Below are 16,424 nucleotides of genomic sequence, written 5' to 3'. Positions count from 1 at the left end.
CGATCATCCGACAGCCGAAACCGCGATCTCGCCCGATACCTGGACTGGTACAACACCGCCCGGCCGCACTATGCTCTCTCGCGACAGCCGCCAGCGACAAGGCTCAGCCAGCTGAACAACGTCTTGAGAAACGACACCTAGCCCGCCTGGGATTTCAGCGCATTTCGGCGGAAGAGCATAATGATGAGATAAGCGATCAGCCCAAGGTCGAGGACATTTGTGATCGTGTCCGACACGGATCCGATCGTGATGCCGTAGATGAGCCCGGGGGCCGAGGATGTGAAGACAAACCACATGTAGGCGTGAAGCGCGGCACTGGCGAAGTAGATCATCGTCGCCAGTGCCAGCCTGTACCGCCAGACCAATAGGGTCGCAATCACATAGCCGGACAGATAAATGCTCCATCCGATGAACACCCCTGGCGACACCTCGGAGGCATAGGTCAGGAATTCGACCCCCGGCTCCATCAATCCAGCCCGGACCGCCAGGGCAATCATCAACCAGCCCAAAGAGTAAACGATCCGGATCGCCGCGAGAATCATCACGACCCGTATACTCATCGAGGTCGCCAGACCGGCTTGCTTGCTCATGTCGACCGGCGCCTTTCTCCGGAATCCAATCATTGTCCGCAGTCCCGGTGGCTCAAGGAACCCGCAGCGCCATGTTTGACACCGGGGTCAGAAATATCGCCGACAATGTCAATCGGGATTCGGTGAGTTTGCGTTTTCTGGAGCGCGCCAGGCAGGCATGCCCGCACGCCAGCCGCATACGCCCTCTCCCTTCATCATGTGCCGAAGCAGAAGGATCATGGCGAGACAGGCGATAAGCCCCAGATCGATGGTATTGGTGATCATGTCGAGAATGGTGACCAGGGTAACGCCGTAAACCAGCGTCAGGGCGAAGGATGTAAAGGCGAACCATAGGCATGAATTCAAGATATAACTGAGGACGTAGACCGTCATCGCCAGCCGCAGCCTGGACTGCCAGAGCAATAGGGAGGCGAACGCATAGCCGGAAGCATACACACCCCATCCGACGAACAGCCAGAGCGACGCCTGGGACGCATAGGTCAGAACTTCAAGCCCTGGCCCCATCACTCCGGCTCGCACCAGGACGGCAATGATCAACCAACCGAACGCATAGACCGTCCGCACCGTCGCCAAGACCGCCACGGCTTTGATACTTGTCCACTTCACCTGCTGTTCTTCCTTGCCCATGCGATCCCGGCCGCCCTCGCCGCTTCCCAGTTCTTGCCCACAACCCATGTGATCCGCGCGACGCGGAGATCACTGAATGACACCGGTGTCATTAGTGTGAGCGATAAAGTCAATTGGGTTGGCTGTGCCTGCATAATCTATGACGCCTCATGGCAGACACGCTCCAAGCCGATACGTCGCGCCGAGGCCCCTTTTGGCGTTGGCCCGACGGCTCGGCAGGACACCTTCCGCGTGGCACGGTCGAGGCCGGCAATCGGCGCCCTTTTCCTGACCGGCATTCTGAGGGAAACTGGCAGGAGCAACCCCGGTCGACGGGCGCGAGAACAGCAGGACAAGATGAGCACTCCATCCCCAGCCCAGCCGCATCCGGTCGGGAATGACCGCAAACTGTCTGACTGTGTCAGCCGGGAAGACCTGCGTGCACTGTCCCGAACGACGAATTGGCAGGGCATGCTCATGCTGGGCGGCAATGTCGCGCTGCTGGCCGCCGCTTTCGCGCTGGCCATCATCTGGCCCAACCCGCTGACCTTTCTGGCCGCCATACTGATCATCGCCGGCCGTCAGCTGGGCCTCTCCATCGTGCTGCATGACAGCGCCCACAAGGCACTCTTCCGCACGCCCCGGCTCAATGAATTCGCCGGCCAGTGGATCGGCGGAGCGGCGGTCGATGTGCCGCTGCAGCTTTATCGCGACTACCACCTCAACCATCACCGACATGCCGGCACGGACAAGGACCCGGACCAGGGTCTGGTGAAGTCCTATCCGGTGACACGTGACAGCCTGCGCCGCAAATTCACGCGCGACCTCACCGGCCAGACCGCGGTCCGTGACCTGGTCATGGCCTGGCGCAAGCCGGACTGGCGCGCCAAACTGCCCTTCCTCACCTTCCAGCTCGTGCTGGTCGCATCCCTCGCCGCGGCGGGTGCAGTCTGGGCCTGCGCCCTCTGGTGGGTGGCCCGGATTTTTGTCTATCCGGCGATCATGCGGCTGAGGAATATCGGCGAACACGGCGTCGCCACCGACCGCTACAATACCGAGCCGCGCCTCAATACCCACACCACGGTGGCGCGCTGGTTCGAACGCCTCCTGGTGGCGCCCAACAACGTCAATTACCACCTGGAACACCACATGTTCGCCGCCGTCCCGCCCTACAATCTGCGCCGGCTGCACCGCCTGCTGGCGTCGCGCGGCTATTATGACGGCTATGCCTGCATCACGCGCGGCTATCCGGCGATGCTGGCCAAGGCGGTGCGGCCGGAGACGCAGAAGGCTGCCTGAGGCGTCTTGTCGCCTCGCATCGGTCGCACCAGCCTGTAATCAATAGGTGTGGCGGAAACCGGAAGGAGCACGGTCGTGACGCGGACAAGAACAACCGCAGCCCGCCGGTTCCGAAGTGACGGCCCAGCCTGCTTCGAGACACGAAGCCTGTCCCGCGATTTCGGAGAAGGCCCGACACGCGTCCGGGCGCTGCGGGGTGTCGATCTTACAATCCCGGCCGGTGAGGTCATCGTCCTGCTGGGGGCGTCCGGATCAGGCAAGTCCACCCTGCTCAACATTCTCGGTGGCCTGGACCGCGCGACCGATGGTGATTTCAAGTTCCGCGGGCGCGACATGACCCAGATCAGCGAGACCGAGCTGACCCGGTTCAGGCGAGACCATGTCGGCTTCGTGTTCCAGTTCTACAATCTCATGCCCAGTCTCACCGCACAGGAAAATGTGGAGCTGGTCACCGAGATCGCGACCCACCCCATGCCGGCACGCGACGCGCTGGGCCTGGTCGATCTGACCGACCGCGCCGATCACTTTCCCTCGGAAATGTCAGGCGGCGAACAACAGCGCGTGGCAATCGCCCGCGCGATCGCCAAGCGTCCGGAAGTCATGCTGTGTGACGAACCAACGGGCGCGCTGGACAGCGCAACCGGCGTGCGGGTGTTGCAAGCCCTGAAGCGGGTCAACCGGGAGCTGGGATCCACCGTCCTGCTCATCACCCACAATGCCGGCGTGGCCGCCATGGCCGACCGCGTCATCACACTGGCTGATGGCCAGGTGCGCGAAGAACGGGTCAATGACGACCCGATCGACCCGGAAGCCCTGACCTGGTGAGCCGCGGCCGCCGGGATATGGCCGCCGCTCTGCCGGCACGGCTGGACCGCAAGATGGTGCGGGACTTGTGGGCAATCCGCCTCCAGGCCCTGGCCATCGCGCTTGTGGTGGCCGCCGGCGTCGCCGTCCATGTCGTGGCCGCCGGCATGCTGGACAGTCTGCAGGAAACCCGGGACGCCTATTATGATCGATACCGGTTCGCCGATGTCTGGGCCCCCGTCGTGCGGGCGCCCGACAGTGCCGCGGAGACGCTGCGGGACATTCCGGGAATCGCCAGTGTCCAGACCCGGGTACGCGAGGCCGCCCTGTTCAATATGCCCGGCCTGTCTGCCCCCGCCACCGGGGTCATGCTGTCTCTGCCGGAAGCCGGGCTGGCTGCCGTCAACCGGATCCATCTGACCGCGGGTCGCCGCCCCGCGACCGGCGAGCGCGACGCGATCGTGCTGCTGGACAGTTTCGCCCGCGCTCACACTCTGTCCATCGGCGACACGGTCACGGCAACCGTCCGCGGAGGACGCGAACAATTCCGCGTGGTCGGCACCGCCCTGTCACCGGAATATGTGTATGCCATCGCGCCCGGTCAGCTCGTGCCGGATCCGCGCCTGTTCGGCGTCGCCTGGATGGGCCGTGACGCTCTGGAACAGGCTGCCGACGCGACCGGCGCCTTCACCGAGATCGCCTTCACGCTGCAGCCCGGCGCCAGCGAGCCGGCGATCCTCGATGCACTGGACCGGCAACTTGCCCCCTGGGGGGCGCCCGGAGCCTATGGCCGCGACGACCACTTTTCCGACGCCTTTGTCTCGAGCGAGATCAACCAGCTGGACACGATGGCGTCCTTGCTGCCGCCGGTCTTTCTGATCGTGGCCGCCTTTCTGGTGAATGTTGTGCTGACCCGGTTGATCGCAATGGAGCGCGCCCAGATCGGCCTGCTGAAGGCTTTCGGCTACAGCTCACGCGCGGTCATCACCCACTACGCCAAATTTGCCTTGGTGATCGGGTTTGTCGGTCTGGCACTGGGCCTGGGCGGCGGGGTGTGGCTGGGCCGCCTGATGGCGGCCATGTACATAGAATACTATCACTTTCCCTTCCTGCTCTTCGACCTGCCTGCGTCCATCTACGCCTCGTCCGTGATCGTCACCCTGACTGCCGTCGGCGGCGGAGCCGTCCTGGCCGGCCTGCGTACTGCGCGACTGTCTCCGGCCGAAGCAATGCGTCCCTCCCAGCCGCCGGACTATTCCCGGGCGCTTGGCGCCACCCTGGCGCGCTGGCGGCGTTTCGACCAGCAATCGCGCATGATCCTGCGCCATGTCCTGCGCTGGCCGGCGCGCGCGGCCTTCACCCTCGCGGGGATCACCGTGTCCGGCGCGCTGCTGGTCTCGTCCATGTACTTCCTCGACGCCATGGACGCGATGATCGACGCCCATTTCAACCTCGCCAATCGGCAGGATGTTTCGGTGACGCTGGTCGAGCCCCGTTCACGGGCGGCCCTGCACGAGATTGCACGACTTCCGGGGGTTCTCGCGGCCGAGCCGGTACGCCATGCACCGGCGCGACTGCGCTTTGGCGGACATGAGGAACGCATCGCCCTGACCGGGTCACCGCAAGACGCAACGCTGTCCCGCCTGATCGACTCGGACGGTTTGCCGGTCATGCCACCGCCGGGCGGACTGGTTCTCTCGCGCGATATCGCCACACCCCTGGGCCTGCGCCCCGGCAATTGGGTCGAGGTGGAGATCACCGAGGGTCACCGCCCCGTCCTCTACCTGCCTGTCAGCAATGTCGTCACCACACTGATCGGATCCGGTGCCGTGATCGATATCAATGATCTCAATGCCCTGATGGGCGAGAGCGACATGATCACCGGTGCTGTTCTCCGGATCGATCCGGATCGGGCCGATGCCCTCTACACAGCCCTGAAAGAAGCCCCGGGGGTTGCGGAAGTCGGGTTGCAGAACGAGGCCCGGCGCCGCTTCCAGGAGATCATGGATGAGGTCATTGGCGCATCAATCTTCATCTATACCGTTTTCGCCGGGCTGATCGCAGTCGGGGTGGTCTATAACAGTGTGCGCATCGCCTTTTCCGAGCGCGAGCATGAACTCGCCGTGCTGCGCGTCCTCGGATTCAGTCGCGGTGAAGTCGCTTATGTCCTGCTCGGTGAAATCGCGCTTTTGACCTTGCTCGCCCTGCCTCTGGGTGCCGCACTGGGCGCTGGCCTGTCCTGGTATTTCTCCCAGGCCATGAGCTCGGACCTGTTTCGCCTGCCCTTTATCATCGACCCAAGCACCTTCGGCTATTCGGCCCTTGTCGTCGTGGTTGTCGCCCTGTCCTCAGGCCTGATGGTCCGGGCTCGACTCAACCGGCTCGACATGGTCGCCGCTCTGAAAACGGGAGATTAGGAAACCGTCATGACGCTTCGCTTCCGAACCGTATTCTGGACCGCCGCCGCCCTGGCGGTGCTGTCCACCATCATCTGGAGTTTCTGGCCGGAGCCGGTCCGCGTTGATACGGCACGGGCCGCAATCGGCCCGATGACCGTTGAGATCCGGGATGAGGGCCGGACCCGGATCCGCGATGTCTATGCCATTGCCGCGCCGGTCTCCGGCCGTCTCCTGCGCCTTGACCTTGAAGCGGGAGACCGGATCGAGACCGGAGATGTCCTGGCCCGCATCCTGCCGTCCGAACCCTCCATTCTGGACACGCGCAGCCAGGGCGAAGCGGAGGCTGCGATCCACCTGGCCGAAGCGGCCCTGTCGGCGGCCCGTGCCGAGGCCCAGACTGCCGCGTCCGTGCTTGATCTCGCCCGTGAGGACCACACCCGAATTGACCGATTGCGCGCGACCGGGATCGCCTCGCAGGCCCAGCTTGACCGGGCCGCCGCAGACCTGCGCGGCGCCGAAGCCGCGGCCAACCGGGCCCAGGCGGCCATCCGCATGCGCGAGGCCGAGATCGAAGCAGCCCGCATCCATCTGCACGGCGCCGGGTCCGACGCACAGACCAGTGCGATTTTCGACATTCGCTCGCCGATCAATGGCGTCGTCCTCCAGGTCAGTCGGGAAAGCGAGGGCCCGGTCGCCGCCGGCGCGCCTTTGCTGGAGATCGGCGATCTGGCCGGACTCGAGATTGTCGCCGAATTCCTGTCGGCCGATGCGGTGCAGACCGGGCCGGGCGATTCAGCCAGCATCACCGGCTGGCGGCGCGATGCCCCGCCTCTCCCCGCGCGCGTGCGCCGCGTTGAACCCTATGGTTTCGAACAATTTTCCCCGCTGGGCGTGGAAGAACAACGGGTCAATATCGTGCTGGACTTCACCGGCTCACCGGACGATTGGGGCGCCCTGGGTCATGGCTATCGGGTCGAGGCCGCGATCACGATCTGGCAGCGCGATGACGCCTTGCAAATCCCTGTTGCCGCCCTCTTCCGCCATGAGCGGGAATGGGCCGTGTACCGCATCGAGACCGGTCGCGCCCGCCTGACCCCGGTCGTGATCGGCCAGGATAATGGTATCCAGGCCGAAGTCCTTGAGGGCCTGTCCGCGGGCGCTAGTGTCGTCCTCTATCCGGGCGAAGAGGTTACCGACGGCGTCGGGGTGCGAGAACGGGCCGTGAGCGAATAGAGGTCTGGCGGGAGGCCACGCGCCAACGCGTAAGCGGTGCAGGCCACCGCCGGAAATCACTCCCCCGCGGGATAGAACGCCGCCTGCATCGCCCGCTGGGTCAGCGGCTGGAGCTCCGGCATGCCGGCCCCGGCATTGCGCTGGACCATGCCGACAAAGACGATGTCATGCGCGGGGTCGGCCCAGAACCAGGTCATGGCCCGGCCATCCCAGAGATAGGTCCCCTCGCCCACGGCAACGCCGCCACGCTCCGGGTCCGTGACCACCACGCCATTATAGCCGTATTGATAACCCGGCCGTATCTGCTGGAAACCGATCCCGAACCCGCCAGCCGCGACCGCTTCGCTGAGTTGATTGGTCATGATTGTCGTGACCGAGTCCGCTTCCAGGACCCGCTTGCCACCCAGCGCTCCGCGCTGCAGCAACATGCGGCCGAAACGCAGATAATCATCCGCTGTCGAGAACAGGCCGCCACCGCCCCAGGCAAAGTCCGGCAGGGTGAATGGATCAAGGAAGAGCGCGTCGGACGGGTTTTCAACCTGGAGCCGACCGTCGCGCCAATCATAATTCGTGGCGAGCCGGCCTGCTTCGGCCGGATCGACGGAGAAACCGGTATCCGGCATGCCCAGCGGCGTGAAGATATGATCACGCATGTAATCCGCCAGGCTCTGCCCGCTCAGCCGCTCGATAATAATGCCCTGCAAATCCATCGACAGCGAATAGCGCCACGTACTGCCCGGCTCGGCATGCAGCGGCAGGGTGGACAGGCTTTCAAGGAAGGCCTCGGGCGTCGGCGACGACCACAGCTCGGCCGCGCGATAACGATCATCCACCCACCCGTCCTGAAAACCATAGGAAAAGCCCGCCGTATGGGTCATCAGCTGGGCCATGGTCGGCGCGCGGACCGGCGGTGTGATGATCGGCTCGCCGTCCTCATCAAGGCCCCGGAACACGCCAATATTCGCCAGCTCGGGCAGGAAGACTGTAACCGGGTCATCAGGGTGCCACAGACCTCTCTCGAACAGCTGCATCATCGCCACGGCGGTTACCGGCTTGGTCATGGAATAGATGCGGACAATGGTGTCCGGCTGCATCGGCGCGCCGCTTTCAAGGTCGCGAACGCCCTGCCCCCAGCGCCCGACAAGGGCGTCGCCCTGCCAGACTGTGACGGCGGCACCGGCGAGTTCGCCGTCGTCAATCAGGGGCTGAAGCGCCTCGGCAACCGGTTCGATGACGCGTGGCGCGACTGTCTCGGAACTTCCCCCGCAAGCGGCCAGCACAAGCGTCGCCATTCCCGCCAATATCCGCATGCCAGTCTCCCGGTTTGTCCTTGATGGGTGGAAAGCCTGTCACAGACCGTTGTTAGCGCCAACAAAATGATACGGGGCAGACGACTACCCACGGCATCGGGGGCTGCCGAACCGTCACGCAAAGGCTGCGGGAAAGGCGGTCTCAGTCAGCGAGCGATCGTAGCGCATCGGTGTCCGCGCTATAGAGATACCAGGCTGACCCCTCGACGCCGCGCGCGCGCACGACGAAATGCGCCAGCGCATCATCCCAACTCCAGAGGTCAATCCGGTCGCCTTCCAGATGCGCGGCAACCCTGCTCTGAATTTCGGCAAAGCGCTCATCGAGATAATAGCGTACCGGCAAGGGATCCCGCCATTCCACGCCAATGGCACGGCCGGTATTGGGGTCCATAAGGAAACCGTTGAAGGCTTCCCAACGACCCCGAAGTCCGATTTGCGCGCCCTCGTCGACCAAGCCCTCAAGCACTACCTGCGAGACCTCGCCGGTGCGGACATCATGAATATGGATCGAAACCTCGTCTTCATGGGGAATGGCCGCGAAGACAATGCCGCTTCCATCGCGAAGCAGCCCACCGAGCCCGCGTTTCTGGACGGTCCAATGTGACTGATAGGTATCCGGCCAAACGGCGGGATCGCCCAAGGTGATAATACCAGGCGTCAAAATTTCCCGGCCATTCCCGCTAAACCAGAACATCCGCGCAGCGGATCCGGCATAGCTAACCTCAACAACTCCCATCGCGTCGAGATTGGCGGCCGAGTCTACACCGGTCGCAACGTCATGCGGGTCGACATCATCCGGCAAGTCCAGCCATTGCTGATGCTCATAAATCGGAATCCCGAACCGTGCGGTCACGGAGGGTTCGCGAAAATACCCTGTTCCATCATCGACGCCGAATTCATTGGCTTCGAAATTGTAATTGGGACGGTCTATAAGCCTGGCCTCCCGGATCAGGACACGGTCAGGATCGCCCGAAATCAGGGATTCAAGCTGCCAGGCCGCTGGCCATTCAGCGATCAGGTCACCGTCAGTCGACAGGATAACGGAGCGCCGGAACTCGCCGACCCGCCGCACCCGGATGACACGCGCTTCGCTCCAGACATCCAGCAGAATTTCGTCGTCATTCAACCAGGTGACATTGCCGAACCAGCGCGCATTCTCCACCACGCTTGGTCCGTTGCTGTAGCTCGAGACCCGGAAACGCCGATCGAGATCAAGCTCGGTGAGCGCGATGCGACGAAGCGCGCTCAGGGGGGCATCCGTAGGGCCGATCAGCAATTCGGGCACGTCCGAGTGCATGACGATTGCGATACGCTCCCCATCCGCCGAAAGCGCCGCACTCGCAGGTCCGTAAGCCGGCTCGCCTGCCCGGGCCATCGCGCCAAGCGCCCAAGCCAGCACCGTCAAGACCACAATCCCGACTCGCATTTTCACCCCCTCGAACGCGATAATCTAAAGCGGAATATTATCGTGCTTCTTCCACGGGTTTTCCGCCTTCTTGTTCTTAAGCGTGCAAAGCGCCGATATCAATCTTTTGCGCGTGTTGTGCGGCATGATGACGTCGTCGATATAGCCGCGACCGGCGGCCACGAAGGGGTTGGCGAAGCGGTCTTCGTATTCCTTCGCGTGGGCGGCCATCTTGTCGGGGTCTGCGGCGTCCTTGCGGTGGATGATCTCGGCGGCGCCCTTGGCGCCCATCACGGCGATCTCGGCGGTTGGCCAGGCGTAGTTGACGTCGCCCCGCAGATGTTTCGAGCTCATCACGTCATAGGCGCCGCCATAGGCCTTGCGGGTGATGACGGTGAGCTTGGGCACGGTCGCCTCGGCATAGGCAAACAGCAGTTTGGCGCCGTGCTTGATCAGGCCGCCATATTCCTGCTTGGTGCCGGGCAGAAAGCCGGGCACGTCGACGAAGGTAACGATCGGGATGTTGAAGGCGTCGCAAAAGCGCACGAAGCGACCGGCCTTGCGGCTGGCATCGCTGTCGAGCACACCGGCCAGCGACATCGGCTGATTGGCGACAAAGCCGACCGGCTGACCGTCGAGACGGCCGAAACCGGTGACGATATTGGCGGCATAGTCCGGCGCGATCTCGAAGAAATCGCCCTCATCCGCCACCTTCTCGATCAATTCCTTGATGTCATAGGGCTTGTTCGGGTTGGACGGGACCAGCGTGTCGAGGCTGGGCTCCTGACGGTCAGCCACATCATGGCTGGGACGCTTGGGCGGGGTTTCGCGATTGGACAGCGGCAGGAAGTCGATCAGGCGACGCAGCTGGACCAGGGCCTCGATATCATTCTCGAAGGCGCCATCGGCAACGCCGGACTTCTTGGCATGGACGGAGGCGCCGCCCAGCTCCTCATGCGTGACCGTCTCATTGGTGACGGTCTTCACCACGTCGGGGCCGGTCACATACATGTAGGACGTGTCCTTCACCATGAAGATGAAGTCCGTGATGGCGGGCGAATAGACATCACCGCCGGCACACGGCCCCATGATCATGGAGATTTGCGGCACGACTCCAGACGCCAGTGTGTTCTGCAGGAAAATGTCGGCATATCCCCCCAGCGAGGCGACACCTTCCTGGATCCGGGCACCGCCGGCATCGAAAATCCCGATCACCGGAGCGCCATTCTGGATGGCGGCCTTCTGGATCTTGACGATTTTCTGGGCGTGGGTCTCTGACAGCGACCCGCCAAAAACGGTGAAGTCCTTGGAAAAAAGATAGACCAGGCGGCCATTGATCGTGCCATGGCCGGTGACAACGCCATCGCCGGGGATTTTCTTCTCGGCCATGCCGAAATCGACGCAGCGATGCTCGACGAACATGTCCCACTCCTCGAAGGAACCGTCATCCAGCAGGAGTTCAATCCGCTCGCGCGCCGAAAGCTTGCCCTTGGTGTGCTGCGCGGCGATCCGCTTCTCACCACCGCCCATGCGAGCCGCAGCCCGCTTGGCTTCGAGCTGTTCGATCACGTCTTTCATGGCCAATCCTTCCCCCGTCGGGATTCTTGTTATGCGCCAGATAGCAGACCCGCGAACGCTTGCGCAATCAAGCCGGTGCGCCAGTCACAGGCCGCGCGGCGTGTGGTTTGCAGCTCAACGGGCAGAACCGGATCGGGGACTGACGCATGGGCGGCCACAATATGCAGACCGAGATTGTGAGCATTGACGGGCTTGGCGCGTCGGAATGCGAGGCCTGGAACGCGTTTCGCGCCAACACGCCATCCCTCCGTTCGCCCTATTTCACCACCGAATTCACTCGGGCTGTCGCTCGCACCCGCCCCGATACGCGCATCGCGATTCTGCACCGAAACGGGACAATTGCCGGATTTCTGCCGCTCCATCTGTCCCGTTCGGGTGTTGCCCGTCCAATCGGTGGCCCGCTCGGTGACCATCACGGACTGATCACCGACACGCCGGATCTGGATGTCGAGGCCGCGCTGGCCGGGACCGGGTTCGGGGTTTTCAATTTCCACGGCGCCCTCGCCGAACAGGCCAGCTTCGCCCGCGCCGGCACACACGCGCCGGAGACCTCCTGCGTCTCGGACCTGTCGGCCGGATATGACAGCTTCCTGGAAGATTGCGCCCGCGAAGATGCCAAGGCGATGCGCAATATCCGCGCTCGACAGCGCAAGCTGGCCGAGATGGGTGATGATGTCGTCTTCCGCCTGGACGATCGTCGTCCCGAAGCCTTGCGCGCCGTCATCGAGACCAAGCGCGCGCGATACCGGCGCACTGGAGCGCTTGATGTCTTTGTCGCCAGCTGGGCCCGGCAATTGATCGAGGACCTTTTCGACACCGACACACCGCAATTTGCCGGCCTGCTGTCCACGGTGGAGATCAAGGGCGAACTCGCGGCCGCGCATTTCGGCATGCGCTCGGATCGCGCCCTGCACTACTGGTTCCCGGTCTACTGGCCCGAATTCTCCAAGCTGGGCCCGGGCTTGACACTTTATCTCGAAATCGCGCGCTTCCTGGAAGCTCGCGGGGTTACGGAGATCCATCTCGGGCCAGGCGATTATGACTTCAAGCGCCGCCTCTCCAATGCCGGTTTCGAGGTGATCGGGGGGCGGCTGGAGCGGCCCTCATTCGCGCATGCCCTTGTTCGGACCGGTGAGCTTGTCGACCGCACCGCCCAGGCCCTGCCGCTCGGACGGGTTTCCAACTGGCCTGGCAAAGCCTTCCGCCGCCTCGACAAGTGGGCGGCCGTGCACGCGTTCTAGGAGGCAGATTGCGATGACCTCATTTTTCTCGCCCGACGGCACGATCGACTCGCCCCTGCAGGCACTCGGCTTTGCACTCGCGATCGGGCTCGCGCTCGCCATCACCGTGAAGATCCTCTGGCGCGGTGTTGCCCAGATCGGCCTGGTCGGGATGATCCGCCAGAGCTTCAACCTCGACATGCTGGCTCTGTTCGCGCTGCTGCAGCTCGCCGCCCTCAACCTGTTCGATCATTCGGTTCGCCCCCTGGTTGGCGTGTTCCGGCCGGAGGTTGGTGATGGTGGTCTGATCGAGAATCTCACCATCCTGCTGATGCTCTTCCCCGTGATACTGGCGGCGGAGCGCATCCGGCAACGCAATCGGGACACAGCCTTCGGCGGCGTCAGCCTGGCCATAACCGCGCTGATCCTGGTCCTCGCCTTCGGCGAAGAGGTGAGCTGGGGGCAGCACTGGCTTGGCTTTACCCCGCCAGAAGCGGTGATGCGGACGAATCTCCAGGAAGAGTTCAACCTGCACAACTACATCCCGCCCTCGACCATGGAAGCGCTCTATTACGCGCTGGGACTTGGCCTTCTGGTGCTGGCCGCGCGGCTCGGCTCCGTCGTTGAAGCGCGTCGGGGCGACCGTGTCCTGATGCCCCTGCGCGCCCTGCTCGTCCTGAGCGGCGTTCTGATGTGTCACGATATCTTCCAGGAATTGGCGGAACTGGCGGTTATCGTCACCGGCTTCCTGATCTGGAACCGGCTTGATGAAGGGCGTCTGCGCTTCCGCGAAGGACCGCTGCGAACCCTCGCTGCTATCTAGCTGCCCAGACCAGCGCACGCGCCTCGATTTCACCAACGAGAGCAGACTTGGCTGACTGGTATTGCTGCCCCCCCAGGCCAGCTCGCCGGGACAGCGCCAGCTTGTGCTCGCCATAGCGCGCGGCCTCATCCGGATGGGTTCGCAGATAGTCGCGAAAGACGAGATGGCGGCGGAAGTCATCGCTATCGCGCTGATAGGCGTGGATATGGACGAGCCGCGTCCCGTCCGCCGCGTCACGCCTGAAATAGCGACGACCGGGCAAGCCGTATTCGCCCTTCACCTGATAGTGCGCGTCCCGCATGCCGACATTGCGGGCGTCGAGCGCGTCCAGATCGTCCGTGCCAACCAGAATGTCGATGATGGGCTTGGCCGCCAGGCCCGGTACGGACGTGCTTCCGACATGCTCGATGCGCGCGGCGACGTCACCCAGCACAGAGCAAAGACGTTCACGCTCAAGCTCGAAGCGCTCGGGCCAGCGCGGATCCCAGTCGCGGACGGTAACCGTCATCGGACCTACTGGAACGGGTTCAGCTTTTTCAGGAAGTATTGCAGACCGCCGCGGTTTTCCTTGCGATCGAGTTCCTCCTGGGAGGTCAGGAATGTCGTCTGCACCACATAGCGCTCACCCTCGAAGGGCAGATGGCCGTGCCAGGAGTTGTCGGCGCGCAGGAAGGCAAAGACATAGCCGGCCAGCGGCGGGACTTCCTCGGTGAAGTCCTCGAAATCCTTCGGGCCATTGAGCACGCGGATGCAGCCGGCACCGGTCCCGTCCCACTCGGCATTGAGATAGGTCAGCATGGTGAGAATCTTCGACTTCGAATCATTGTGGATCGGACCGTCAGACAGCTGGGACACCTTGCGGACGGTGATCATTCGCGGCTTCTCGGTGAAGTCGACGCCAAACTTCTCGGTCAGGACCTGGGCCAGCTCGGCCGAATTGAGGTCTTCCATCAGACGCTTGAACTCGCCGCTGGATTCCAGCTTGGACAGCGGCAGATAGCCTGGCTTGTCGATCGCGGGGTAATCCCGGCGCACATCGCCCGCCTCGTCCGCGCTGAGAGCGCCGTCCGCGACGAAATAACTATACGGCTGCGTCCGCAGGTTCGCGTTTCGCAGGGCGTCAAAATCCAGCAGGCCGCCGGGGCCGGTCTTGCCGCTTTGCGTGGTTGCCGTATCCGCCATGATCCGTCTCCGAAAACTGAGGCGCGCAGCCTACTCCACTGGCGCCCGGCATCAAGCCGCCGGCGCCGCGTCCAATGCGCGCAGGACGTCATGCATGACACGCAATTCCGTGCGCAACCGGGCCAGCCGGTCGGTCGCTTCATGGTCCTCGCCCCACTGGCTGATCTGGAAATGCTCATCAAGCGTGGACAGGACGAAGGCCTTCTCGCCATCAATCTCGCCGTCGAGCAGGGCGAGGCCAAGCAGCGCCGAACCGCACACTGCCGTCACATGCGCCAGGGTCGTCAGACGCCAGTTATCGCACTCACCGGCCCGCTGCATAACACGCTGAAGGGCCACCGGGTCCGGGTCAACCGGCATCACACCCGGGGCCGGCACGAAATGCGCGTCGAGCGCTGAACGGGCCCAGGCTATGATCGGATCCCAGGATGCCGCCTGGGCGGCTGCCAGCTCGGGCGGTTCCGGTGCGCGAAAGCAGACCAGATCCGTCGAGGCATATTTTGTCACCTCGGCGATCGTCGCGTCACGGGCATCCGGGATCAGGTCGATGGCGACGAAGCAGAGCCGGGTGGCTGGCATGGCCGGCGCATCGATGCGCTCGCCCTGGGCCGCCCACTCGCCAGCAACCAGCTCGGCCATCGCCCGGGTGGGCAAAGTCAGGCCCTGTTTGGCCGGCGACTTCACGGGACGGCCGTCGAGCAGTACCGCATAACCACCCTCCGCTTCAGTGATGCTGACTTCTTTGTAGAAGCGTTTGGGCAGCGAATTTTCGCGCGCCGGAATTTTCACGCCGGGCTTGGTTTCATAATTCTCGGTCACGCCTCAACTCCTGCAGCTTTGCCGGCCGCTTCGTCGCTCGTCACGCGCGCGGCGAAGGCATCCAGCTCGGCGTCCAGCGCCGCAAAATCATGATGGATGGAATGAGCGCCACCCGCCTCGATCTCGTCAGGCGTGTGGAAACCCCAGCTGACGCCCAGCGTATGGACACCGGCATTGCGGCCCATCTCCATGTCGAACCGGGTATCGCCGATCATCACCGCCTGAAAGGCATCGGTACCGGTTTCGCGCATGGCGTCCAGCACCATGCGCGGATGCGGCTTGCCGGCACCGCCATCAACGGTTTGCAAGGTATCGAAATAGCGGTGCAGATCATGATGACCAAAGACGATGTCCAGCCCGCGGCGCGCCTTGCCGGTCGCCACACCCATCAGCCAGCCCTCATCGGCGAGCCGCTCGATCGTCTCCCGGGCGCCGTCATAGAGTGGTTCCTGGAATCCGGCTTCAGCCCGGTGTTCGACGAAGGCTTCCTTGTAGAAGGTGGCCAGCTCGACCGCCTTGGCAGCCGGATAGTCCGGCGGCGCGAGGCGGGTGACCGCCTCGGTCAGCTCCAATCCGACAATGGTGCGGGTCCGATCATATTCGATCCCGCCCAGCCCGGCCCGACGAAAGGCCCGGTCCATGGCTGTCTGGATCACCTGGCGACTATCGACAATCGTGCCGTCAATATCCCAGATCGCAAGTTTCAGGGGTGTGCTCACGCCGCGAGGCTCCGTCTGCTTGGCCGCGACATAGGCGGCTGCGCGCGGCTTGGCAAGCAGGCCCCGCCTCATGCTAGCTATGCGTAACAGGCCAAGCGGAGCACGCCCTTTCATGACCTTGCCGGAAAACATCACCGAGACCGAACGCACAGCGCTGGACGCCGCCGCCTTCCGCCGGCTCGTGGCGCACCTTGATGCACACAAGGACGTTCAGAATATCGACCTCATGCTGCTGGCCGATTTCTGTCGTAACTGCCTGGGTGATTGGTGGCGCGAAGCGGCGGCCGAACGCGGCATCGACGTAACCCGGGACCAGGGCCGCGAACGCGTCTATGGCATGCCGCCGGCCGAGTGGAAGGCGCAATTCCAGACCGAGACCAGCCCGGAAAAGATCGCCGCCTTCAAGGCCAGACAGGCGGCCAAGGAGCCGTAGACGG

At 63.6% G+C, this 16,424-nt stretch carries 17 protein-coding genes; 8 read left to right on the top strand and 9 right to left on the bottom strand.

Annotated features, from left to right (window positions below; translation table 11 throughout):
- A partial coding sequence (locus QZ266_RS15315) for an integrase core domain-containing protein (RefSeq protein ID WP_367178201.1) occupies positions 1-141 on the top strand: 141 nt, incomplete at its 5' end.
- On the opposite strand, the gene QZ266_RS03525 is transcribed toward QZ266_RS15315, so the two are convergent.
- Together QZ266_RS03525 and QZ266_RS03520 are read right to left on the bottom strand one after the other, a co-directional pair.
- Positions 138-590, bottom strand: coding sequence for a hypothetical protein (locus tag QZ266_RS03525; RefSeq protein ID WP_295691698.1), 453 nt, complete (start codon positions 588-590; stop codon positions 138-140). The two genes, QZ266_RS15315 and QZ266_RS03525, sit on opposite strands and share 4 nt — an antisense overlap.
- A gap of 108 nt (positions 591-698) precedes the next feature.
- Positions 699-1,217, bottom strand: coding sequence for a hypothetical protein (locus tag QZ266_RS03520; RefSeq protein ID WP_295691696.1), 519 nt, complete (start codon positions 1,215-1,217; stop codon positions 699-701).
- Positions 1,218-1,553: 336 nt separating this feature from the next.
- Between QZ266_RS03520 and QZ266_RS03515 the strand changes: the two genes are divergently transcribed.
- From QZ266_RS03515 to QZ266_RS03500, 4 genes are all read left to right on the top strand, one after another.
- Positions 1,554-2,495, top strand: coding sequence for a fatty acid desaturase family protein (locus tag QZ266_RS03515; RefSeq protein ID WP_295691694.1), 942 nt, complete (start codon positions 1,554-1,556; stop codon positions 2,493-2,495).
- 75 nt (positions 2,496-2,570) lie between these two features.
- On the top strand, positions 2,571-3,320 hold the full coding sequence (locus QZ266_RS03510) for an ABC transporter ATP-binding protein (RefSeq protein WP_295691693.1): 750 nt from the start codon (positions 2,571-2,573) through the stop codon (positions 3,318-3,320).
- 17 nt (positions 3,321-3,337) lie between these two features.
- A complete protein-coding gene (locus QZ266_RS03505) occupies positions 3,338-5,716 on the top strand; it encodes an FtsX-like permease family protein (protein ID WP_295691691.1) in 2,379 nt (792 codons plus the stop codon).
- A 9-nt stretch (positions 5,717-5,725) separates the two neighbouring features.
- Positions 5,726-6,931, top strand: a complete 1,206-nt coding sequence (locus tag QZ266_RS03500; RefSeq protein WP_295691690.1) for an HlyD family efflux transporter periplasmic adaptor subunit — start codon at positions 5,726-5,728, stop codon at positions 6,929-6,931.
- 56 nt (positions 6,932-6,987) lie between these two features.
- Here the strand turns inward: QZ266_RS03500 and QZ266_RS03495 are convergent, their stop codons facing one another.
- The 3 genes from QZ266_RS03495 to QZ266_RS03485 all read right to left on the bottom strand — a co-directional run bounded on the left by QZ266_RS03495 (position 6,988) and on the right by QZ266_RS03485 (position 11,224).
- A complete protein-coding gene (locus QZ266_RS03495) occupies positions 6,988-8,241 on the bottom strand; it encodes a serine hydrolase (RefSeq protein ID WP_295691688.1) in 1,254 nt (417 codons plus the stop codon).
- Between the two features lie 142 nt (positions 8,242-8,383).
- Positions 8,384-9,667 carry a hypothetical protein gene (locus QZ266_RS03490; RefSeq protein WP_295691686.1) on the bottom strand — a complete coding sequence of 428 codons (1,284 nt, stop codon included), beginning with the start codon at positions 9,665-9,667 and terminating at the stop codon, positions 8,384-8,386.
- Between the two features lie 24 nt (positions 9,668-9,691).
- Positions 9,692-11,224 (bottom strand): acyl-CoA carboxylase subunit beta, encoded by a 1,533-nt coding sequence (locus QZ266_RS03485; RefSeq protein ID WP_295691685.1) that lies wholly within the window; start codon positions 11,222-11,224, stop codon positions 9,692-9,694.
- 146 nt (positions 11,225-11,370) lie between these two features.
- Between QZ266_RS03485 and QZ266_RS03480 the strand changes: the two genes are divergently transcribed.
- Both QZ266_RS03480 and QZ266_RS03475 read left to right on the top strand, forming a co-directional pair.
- Entirely contained in the window at positions 11,371-12,465 is a 1,095-nt protein-coding gene (locus tag QZ266_RS03480) for a GNAT family N-acetyltransferase (protein WP_295691683.1), read from the top strand.
- Positions 12,466-12,478: 13 nt separating this feature from the next.
- Positions 12,479-13,267: a hypothetical protein gene (locus QZ266_RS03475; RefSeq protein WP_295691681.1), complete on the top strand. Its 789-nt coding sequence runs from the start codon at positions 12,479-12,481 to the stop codon at positions 13,265-13,267.
- On the opposite strand, the gene QZ266_RS03470 is transcribed toward QZ266_RS03475, so the two are convergent.
- From QZ266_RS03470 to QZ266_RS03455, 4 genes are read right to left on the bottom strand one after another with little or no spacing between them, the layout of a single operon-like run.
- Positions 13,260-13,775, bottom strand: coding sequence for a GrpB family protein (locus QZ266_RS03470; protein ID WP_295691679.1), 516 nt, complete (start codon positions 13,773-13,775; stop codon positions 13,260-13,262). The genes QZ266_RS03475 and QZ266_RS03470 overlap by 8 nt on opposite strands.
- A 5-nt stretch (positions 13,776-13,780) precedes the next feature.
- Positions 13,781-14,449, bottom strand: a complete 669-nt coding sequence (locus tag QZ266_RS03465; RefSeq protein WP_295691678.1) for a 2OG-Fe(II) oxygenase — start codon at positions 14,447-14,449, stop codon at positions 13,781-13,783.
- A 51-nt stretch (positions 14,450-14,500) separates the two neighbouring features.
- Complete coding sequence (locus QZ266_RS03460) at positions 14,501-15,268, bottom strand: ATP12 family chaperone protein (RefSeq protein WP_295691677.1); 768 nt, start codon at positions 15,266-15,268, stop codon at positions 14,501-14,503.
- Positions 15,265-16,059 carry an HAD-IA family hydrolase gene (locus QZ266_RS03455; protein ID WP_295691675.1) on the bottom strand — a complete coding sequence of 265 codons (795 nt, stop codon included), beginning with the start codon at positions 16,057-16,059 and terminating at the stop codon, positions 15,265-15,267. Before QZ266_RS03455 ends, QZ266_RS03460 begins: the two co-directional genes overlap by 4 nt.
- Before the next feature lie 40 nt (positions 16,060-16,099).
- On the opposite strand from QZ266_RS03455, the gene QZ266_RS03450 reads away from it, so the two are divergent.
- The gene (locus tag QZ266_RS03450) at positions 16,100-16,420 is read left to right on the top strand and encodes a DUF1244 domain-containing protein (protein WP_295691673.1); all 321 of its coding nucleotides are present in this window, start codon (positions 16,100-16,102) and stop codon (positions 16,418-16,420) included.
- Positions 16,421-16,424: the final 4 nt, after the last annotated feature.

The organism is uncultured Maricaulis sp. (genome assembly GCF_905480005.1).
Taxonomy (GTDB): Bacteria; Pseudomonadota; Alphaproteobacteria; order Caulobacterales; family Maricaulaceae; genus Maricaulis.
Note: the sequence above shows the minus strand (reverse complement) of the source record. Positions and strands in the feature narration are given on the sequence as shown.